The sequence below is a fragment of the Paenibacillus sp. J22P165 genome (assembly GCF_059692015.1).
Window position 1 is genome coordinate 1 of record NZ_JCAUAP010000037.1, and the last position, 7,009, is coordinate 7,009.

Annotated in this window: 8 protein-coding genes; 6 read left to right on the plus strand and 2 right to left on the minus strand. The window is 38.8% G+C overall.

All coding sequences use genetic code 11. From position 1 onward, the window contains the following. The first annotated feature begins 371 nt into the window (after positions 1-371). Entirely contained in the window at positions 372-1,388 is a 1,017-nt protein-coding gene (locus tag AC58QM_RS35720) for a stalk domain-containing protein (RefSeq protein WP_497289408.1), read from the plus strand. A gap of 324 nt (positions 1,389-1,712) precedes the next feature. Next, positions 1,713-2,513, plus strand: coding sequence for a hypothetical protein (locus AC58QM_RS35725; protein WP_497289409.1), 801 nt, complete (start codon positions 1,713-1,715; stop codon positions 2,511-2,513). A 165-nt stretch (positions 2,514-2,678) separates the two neighbouring features. On the opposite strand, the gene AC58QM_RS35730 is transcribed toward AC58QM_RS35725, so the two are convergent. Then, on the minus strand, positions 2,679-2,969 hold the full coding sequence (locus tag AC58QM_RS35730) for a hypothetical protein (protein WP_497289410.1): 291 nt from the start codon (positions 2,967-2,969) through the stop codon (positions 2,679-2,681). A gap of 193 nt (positions 2,970-3,162) precedes the next feature. Between AC58QM_RS35730 and AC58QM_RS35735 the strand changes: the two genes are divergently transcribed. The 3 genes from AC58QM_RS35735 (at position 3,163) to AC58QM_RS35745 (ending at position 4,988) form a co-directional block, all read left to right on the plus strand. Continuing rightward, a complete protein-coding gene (locus AC58QM_RS35735) occupies positions 3,163-3,729 on the plus strand; it encodes an SMI1/KNR4 family protein (protein ID WP_497289411.1) in 567 nt (188 codons plus the stop codon). Positions 3,730-3,907: 178 nt separating this feature from the next. Beyond that, positions 3,908-4,330 carry a MarR family winged helix-turn-helix transcriptional regulator gene (locus tag AC58QM_RS35740; RefSeq protein ID WP_497289412.1) on the plus strand — a complete coding sequence of 141 codons (423 nt, stop codon included), beginning with the start codon at positions 3,908-3,910 and terminating at the stop codon, positions 4,328-4,330. Positions 4,331-4,382: 52 nt separating this feature from the next. Continuing rightward, positions 4,383-4,988, plus strand: coding sequence for a pentapeptide repeat-containing protein (locus AC58QM_RS35745; RefSeq protein WP_497289413.1), 606 nt, complete (start codon positions 4,383-4,385; stop codon positions 4,986-4,988). A 217-nt stretch (positions 4,989-5,205) separates the two neighbouring features. On the opposite strand, the gene AC58QM_RS35750 is transcribed toward AC58QM_RS35745, so the two are convergent. Next, positions 5,206-5,769, minus strand: a complete 564-nt coding sequence (locus AC58QM_RS35750; RefSeq protein WP_497289414.1) for a TetR/AcrR family transcriptional regulator — start codon at positions 5,767-5,769, stop codon at positions 5,206-5,208. Between the two features lie 151 nt (positions 5,770-5,920). Between AC58QM_RS35750 and AC58QM_RS35755 the strand changes: the two genes are divergently transcribed. After that, positions 5,921-6,826 (plus strand): alpha/beta hydrolase fold domain-containing protein, encoded by a 906-nt coding sequence (locus AC58QM_RS35755; RefSeq protein ID WP_497289415.1) that lies wholly within the window; start codon positions 5,921-5,923, stop codon positions 6,824-6,826. Positions 6,827-7,009 lie beyond the last annotated feature (183 nt).

Here is a 7,009-nt window from a genome sequence, read left to right on the forward strand (position 1 = left end):
CTCCTGGATGGGTTTTTGAGGCAATGACCTCGTGCGTAACCCCATCGTACCGAGGCGCTCGTTTTTTTACAAAGCTGAAATTTATCCATCTACAGGAATCTAACGGTGAACATTAGCTCAATAACAATGTGAAGAACGCCTCTTAATTTGGCGGTATTTTTGATGCCCTAATATCATTCTAGATCACAGTAGAGCAAAATAAAAAGAAGGAAGTGCTAACGTCCTACTCAGGAACCGAGACCTTATTCTGTATCAACTTGAGTCATTAATCCAATATCACCCAATTCACCCAAATTAATAAAGGATATGATATTATAGGATTTGTGAATTCCAATTAATACTATTGGAGGTTCAAGAAAGGGTGACTTATATTGTTCAAAAAAATATTTCCATTAATCCTATGTCTTGCGTTGGTATTGACCGCTGTTCCAGCGCTAAGTGCAGCTAGCAATTCTGCACCTGCTGTGTTTTTAGACGGCAAACAGTTAGTATTTGAGGTGGATCCTCAGATAATTGATGGGAGCACATTAGTTCCGTTACGCAAGATTTTTGAATCTCTGGGTGCTCAAGTAGAATGGGAGCAGGAAACTAAAACGGTTACAGCAATTAAGGGCACTAGTGTTATTGTGTATACGGTTGGAAATGACTACTATACGAAAGATGGACAAGCAGCTATTATCCCGGTTGCAGGTCAGGTTATAAATGGCTCAACGCTTGTACCACTCCGATTTGTCGGTGAAGCACTCGGTGCAACTGTTGGATGGGAAGGAGCTTCCCGGACAATAACAATTAGTTCAACCACAAAGAAACAAGTCACAGTTAACCGTGTTGTTGACGGCGACACTTTTGAAGTGACATGGGATGGTATTACGGAAAAGATTCGTTTGATTGGTATTGATACACCGGAGACGGTTCATCCCACCAAGCCTGTTCAAGAAGGCGGGTTAGAGGCATCCAACTTTTCTAAAGGTCAATTGACAGGGAAGACTGTTTATGTGGAACTCGATGTGGAAGAGCGAGATAAATATGGTCGTTTACTTGGCTATGTATACCTAAAAGATGGTTCATTATATAATGCGGCATTAGCTGGCGAGGGATTTGCTAAAATGGCAACATACCCGCCTAACGTTCGTTGGGTAGAGTTGTTTAAATACCTGCAAACCAATGCTAGAGATGCGAAAAGAGGGGTTTGGGCTGATTTAGAACAGTCGGCTGCTCCAACAACTTCACCTGCGCAAGAAGTTTCTCCAAGACCTGATACTCCAAGTAATGTTACATATCAAAATTGTACTGCAGTGAAAGCGGCAGGCAAGGCACCACTATATAAAAATGATCCAGGTTATAGCAGTAAACTCGATCGTGATGGTGATGGAGTGGCATGTGAGTAGTAATAATCTGTAATCTGTAATGTTAAAATAATATTGAGATTAAAAACCGCCTTTTACTTGGCGGTTTTTTTATTGGGGATTTAATATTTCAAAGCGCATATGTTTGTGTCGCGAATGAACTTGAACCGTATTATCGTGCTCGCTACGCTAACGGGCAGTAATCTTCAATAAATGCACTACAGAGAGATTAGGTGAGAGCCGATAATTAATATAAGGTTATGAGCAATTTTACCTCATGCTTCCCAATTCTAGCCTAATGTTCATGGAATATCGAAGGGCATTCTATCGGGGGAATGACGACATCGAAAGGGAGTGGAGCAGGGATTGAAGGCGTTTTTAGTCGTTTTTATATCAGTATTCGGGTTAATTGCCGCCATTTTCATCGCCGTTCTTTGGGACTATATCTACTATCCGATTATCGGGTTTAAGGCTGAACACGCAGCAGTGGTCTACATGAAATCAGAAGATTTCGTCATCGAGAGCGTAGCCTATTCAAAACAGTTCGGAGAAGACAAGGGAAAATATCTCGTAACGGCGCGCCCGGCGACTAGACCTCAACTCAAGTTTTATGTGTCTGTGTCTCAAGACTTTAAAGTGGACGAACATAGCTTTAAGGAATCGAAATGGCGATATGACACGATCAAGGAGTACGCTCCTTTAATTTCTCAATTGAGTCCAGGCTTCGATTGTTATGCAGTCAATATAAACATACCGAAGGAGTTACTCGACAAGTTCTCTGCCGAGACCCAGTACAAGGACATTCGGAAGCTACATGAGCATGCTACTGAAGAATATCTGTTTATGGGAATGGCAGTTGATCCTGATTTTACTGAGCAAAGAGCTCTTGAGTATGGCTATCTCGTAACTGAGTTTATGAAGCAGAGAGCTCTAAAGGATGCTTCAATGGAGATTATCTTTTATCCAAAGAGCTTCATCGAAAGTCTAGGTAATGACATAAGGAAGAATGATGTTTTTACCATGCAAAGCGATACCATGAATAGCAAGTTCTATCGTGAAGCCTTACCGTTTAAAATCCAATTTGATACCCGAACAGGCAAAACAAAAACTACGCTAGATATGATCAAGTCTCCCGAGGATATGAAGCCGTTTTTGACAAAGAAATGAGGCCAAACAGAGACTTATTCAAATCCAACAGAGAAAATAAAGCATAGACTCACACAAAGTGCTGAACTAACGGATAACGATACTTGGGGGGAGCTATGCGGTGGCTCCTCTTTTTATTGAACGGGCAGTAGAGCGTGGTGGAATGGCTATTTATTTGTACAACCGTTATTCAAGTAAATTATAACCCAATAATAGTCCCACGATTCTTATTGTCATTACTACAAAAATAAGTATCCCGATTATAAAAAGTATCATGTTAGGACGTCCAGGCTTCCCAAGCACATCTAGTATTACTAATGGCCAGCCTAAGTACCACCAGAGTAACCTTTTTTCAGCTTTTTCGGCCCCGTAACTTTTCACGTGTTTAATTGCATCCTTTAACGACCCATAAACAAAATAACCGCTGCCAATCATCAAAACTAGACCAATTGTCCATACAAAAAACATTTCATTCAAGCTATGACCCCAATCTTGTATGATTTAGTATGAATATTATCTCCATTTTTTTGAATTGAAAGCCTAGTAGCACGAAACGGTTTATTCAGGTTAGTGTAATTTAATATCGGCTTGTTAAGCTAAAGGGCAGGATAACGGAGCAACCTTATCGAAAATACACAATAATAAAAACCGAAACAGAGGATGGTAAACAGTGAAATTATTGTGGGAAAGAATGGAGAAATGGCTTAAAAATCATGCACCAGAAGTATTAGAAGATTTAAACCCTGGGGCAAGTGAGTCCGAAATAATAGAATTAGAAACTGCTTTAGGTGTCAATTTACCAGAGGAATTCAAAGAATCGCTGCGTATTCATAACGGACAATCGGGTGATTCCCAGTGGCTAATCGCAGGATGGGAACTTCTTTCCACTCAAAGGATTTTGGATGAATGGACCGTTTGGAAAGAATTATATGATAAAGAGTCATTTATTGATTGGAATTCAGAACCCAAAGATGGGATTGCTAAAGTATGGTGGCAACTTGCGTGGATACCTTTAACATATAACGGCTGCGGGGATCATCACTGTCTTGATTTAGCACCAACCAATGAAGGTAAGAAAGGTCAAATCATCAGTATGTGGCACGATTCGGAGGAACGAGAGGTATTAGCCACGAATTATCAGGAATGGTTCGAGCATCTTGTTCAAACATTTGAAGCAAATGATGCAGAATATGTTTTTGAAAGCGGTGATTTTGAGTTTAATGCTATTCAAGACTAAACTAACGAGAGAACGATAGTTATATCACGACATGAAGGCAGCCGCACACGATCGGCTGCCTTCTCTGTTGAAGTAACGGGCAGTTATGCTCAATAATTCACACAACATATATGGAAATGACCAAAGTGGTTGACTTATCAACTACTTTGGTATATTCTTTCATGGGATGTGATTACTAATGGATTTACTCGATAATATTGCTGTCTTAATTCATGATGCCAAATTAGAGATATCTATGCACATGACTAAAAGTTTAGCTCCTTATGATATTACGCCTGAACAAGCCTTTATCATTGTTTTGCTTAATGAACGAGATGGGTTGTCTCAGGGTGAGATTGCTTTCGCTTTAAGAAAAGATAAATCAAGTATCACTCGGATGATTGTGAGCCTTGAAACTAAAGGTCTAATGCACAGAATTACTAATAGTTATGACCGTCGTTACTTTAAAGTATCATTAACAGATAAAGGTAAGAGCTTAGCTACAAATGTAATACCTTGTATTTCAGGAACTATTGATGTACTTGAAACAGGTTTTTCACTTGAAGAAATGAATGAACTACGCAGACTACTAATTAAGATGCGAGAAAATATGAAAAAATGATTTGCGCACACCCGATAGTTGATATATCAACTATCGGAGGAGGAGGAGTATCATGTTTGAGCATAACAATCAAAATTATGATGGGGTAGACTTTTGTAACCAAGATTTGAGGTATGGCGAGCTAACAAGTTGCACTTTCCATCGTTGCACATTTGCTAACGGATCGTTAGAGGAGATTACAATTAGGAACTGCCGTTTCATCGAATGTAATTTTCGGGGTGCCTCGTTAAATAGCTCCGTTCATAAGGAGTCTGCGTTTGAGAATTGTAACTTTACCGAAGCAAATCTATTTGTCTCGAAGTTTGAAAACTGCAAAATGACGGGTTCAGATTTTTCCAGTGCTAATATGGATGGGATCACCATATTCCAGGGGGATTGGTCTTATACGAATTTGAGGAATGCCAGACTGGTTAAGCAAGATTTACGTGGAATTAAATTTTATGAAACAGATCTAACCGAAGCAAATTTAGAAAAAGCTGACTTAAGAAATTGTGATCTTACGAGAACAATGCTAGCTAGAGCGAAATTACAGGGAGCCGATGTAAGGGGAGCTAAAATGGATGGTGTGGATTTCAAATCCATCACACTCAAGGGGATACGGATGGATACAGAGCAAGCAGTGTTGTTTTTACTCTCGCATGGAGCCAAAGTGAGTTAAATGACTATAGGTCTTATCTTTCATTGAACTAACGGGACACGAGAGTTGAGTAAATGTTACAGGACTGAAATCTTATTTTCATCTGGTATTAATCATTAAAGGTTATAATAAAAACCGACCCCCTTTAAAATATAAACTTAGACCCGCAGCCCGTTGCTGTGGGTCTCTTTTTGTTATTAACCTAAAGAGCAGTAGAGTGTGGTGGCGGTTATATGTATTATGAGTTAACATGCTTACTGTATGCTGATAATCCTTTACGAGCAAGGTTATCAATGTAGTTTACAATCGTTTCTGGGGCTTCGTTAAAATCGCTTTCAACCCAAGTCCGTATAATTCCAGTGCTACCTGATAGCAGGTAATTGTAAATGTAAATTGAATCAGATCCGCTAATTCCTATCTTCTTATACATCTCAAAAGTATTTTGGCGGCACAAATTGAAGACTCGTTCAATAAACGGAGTGTTTCCATACTTTCCAAGGATTGTTTGGCAAAGTTCCTTTTCTTCGTATATTAATGAAACAGCTGCAAAGGTTATGGCAGAGAAATTATTTTCTTTTCTAAGTGGCTGCATACTCTCAAATTTAATATACAGTTCATCTTCAATAATTTCTTGTAGATGGTAAACGTCCTTGTAATACTGATAAAAGGTCCCCCTGTTAATATCAGCTAACTTGCATATTTCTGCAACAGTGATTTTCCCAATTGGCTTTTTACTCAATAGGGAGAGATAGCTTTCACGAATTATTCTTTTTGTATACTGGACCTTCCTGTTTTCGCCCATATTCTCCTCCGATTTCAACACTTGCAATCAATACTGTCGGTTTAATAACATTTTATCTCATATTGACGAATGACAATTGAACATAAGTAAAACATAATAACACCTATGTTGGATTGTCAACATAACGTTATATACGAGAGGTTGATTATGATTGAAGATAAGTGGAAGAAGCTTTACAAGTTTCTTAATGGAGACTGTATTTAAGTTTATCCCTCTTCGTGATAGAAGAGACAAAGATAACTTTAATAAATCATTACAAACAAGCAATGCTCCATACATACTTCCAGAGAAATACCGTGCCAAATATGGGGTTGAAGAATATGATGGATTTACTGATACATTTGTTATACAGCCCGAAAATAATTCAAGTGATTTGTTTATCTTTTATCTTCATGGAGGGGGCTATTGGTCTCAACCGCTCTCTTTTCATTTTAAATTTTTCAAGAATGTATCCAAAGAATTGAATGCCAATTTTATTTTACCTGTATACCCAAAGGCTCCGTCTTACCATGCAATTGACGTACATAAAATGATAATGGAGAGGTATTTATACTTGATACACAATAAAGGTGTATCAGCCGAGAACATTATTTTGATGGGTGAATCTGCTGGTGGAGGTTTAGCTCTATCATTTTTGCAGGTTCTTAGAGATCAAGGATTGCCTCTGCCTAAGCAAGCAATTTTGATATCCCCTTGGCTGGATGTAACAAATACAAATCCTGCAATGATTGATATTCAACCCTATGACCCATTGCTTAATATTGAAAGTCTTGGATATGGAGGGTTTATATATGCAGGAGATTTAGATCCCAAGGACCCATTGGTGAGTCCCATATATGGGGACTTAGAGCGGTTGCCCCCGATAACTCTTTTTTCTGGCACACATGATATATTACATGCAGATATATTGAAGTATTCTAAAATTGCCACAGAAAAACGAATGGATGTTACCCTATATACTTATGAAAAAATGAATCATTGCTTTGTTGGTTTTCCGATTCCAGAGGGAAAAGAAGCATTAGGAATAATATCAAGTATTATTCGTGGAAATAAATAGTTTATTGCGATTAAACTAACGGGTAACGATAGTTGAACAAACGTAAAATGGCAGCCGCGTGCAGCCTATTGCGCTAAACATTCCTGTTAAGGCTAAGAAATGGCCTTTGTCAAAAAAGGAGCGCCTCGGTATGATGGGTTTGTCCCGGGCTTAAAACCCAACACCATCAAGGAGGCGCTCTTA

Coding starts and splice junctions, on each gene's coding strand:
- AC58QM_RS35750 (WP_497289414.1), bottom strand. CDS start 5,769: ATGGGCGAAAACAGGAAGGTCCAGTATACAAAAAGAATAATTCGTGAA.
- AC58QM_RS35740 (WP_497289412.1), top strand. CDS start 3,908: ATGGATTTACTCGATAATATTGCTGTCTTAATTCATGATGCCAAATTA.
- AC58QM_RS35745 (WP_497289413.1), top strand. CDS start 4,383: ATGTTTGAGCATAACAATCAAAATTATGATGGGGTAGACTTTTGTAAC.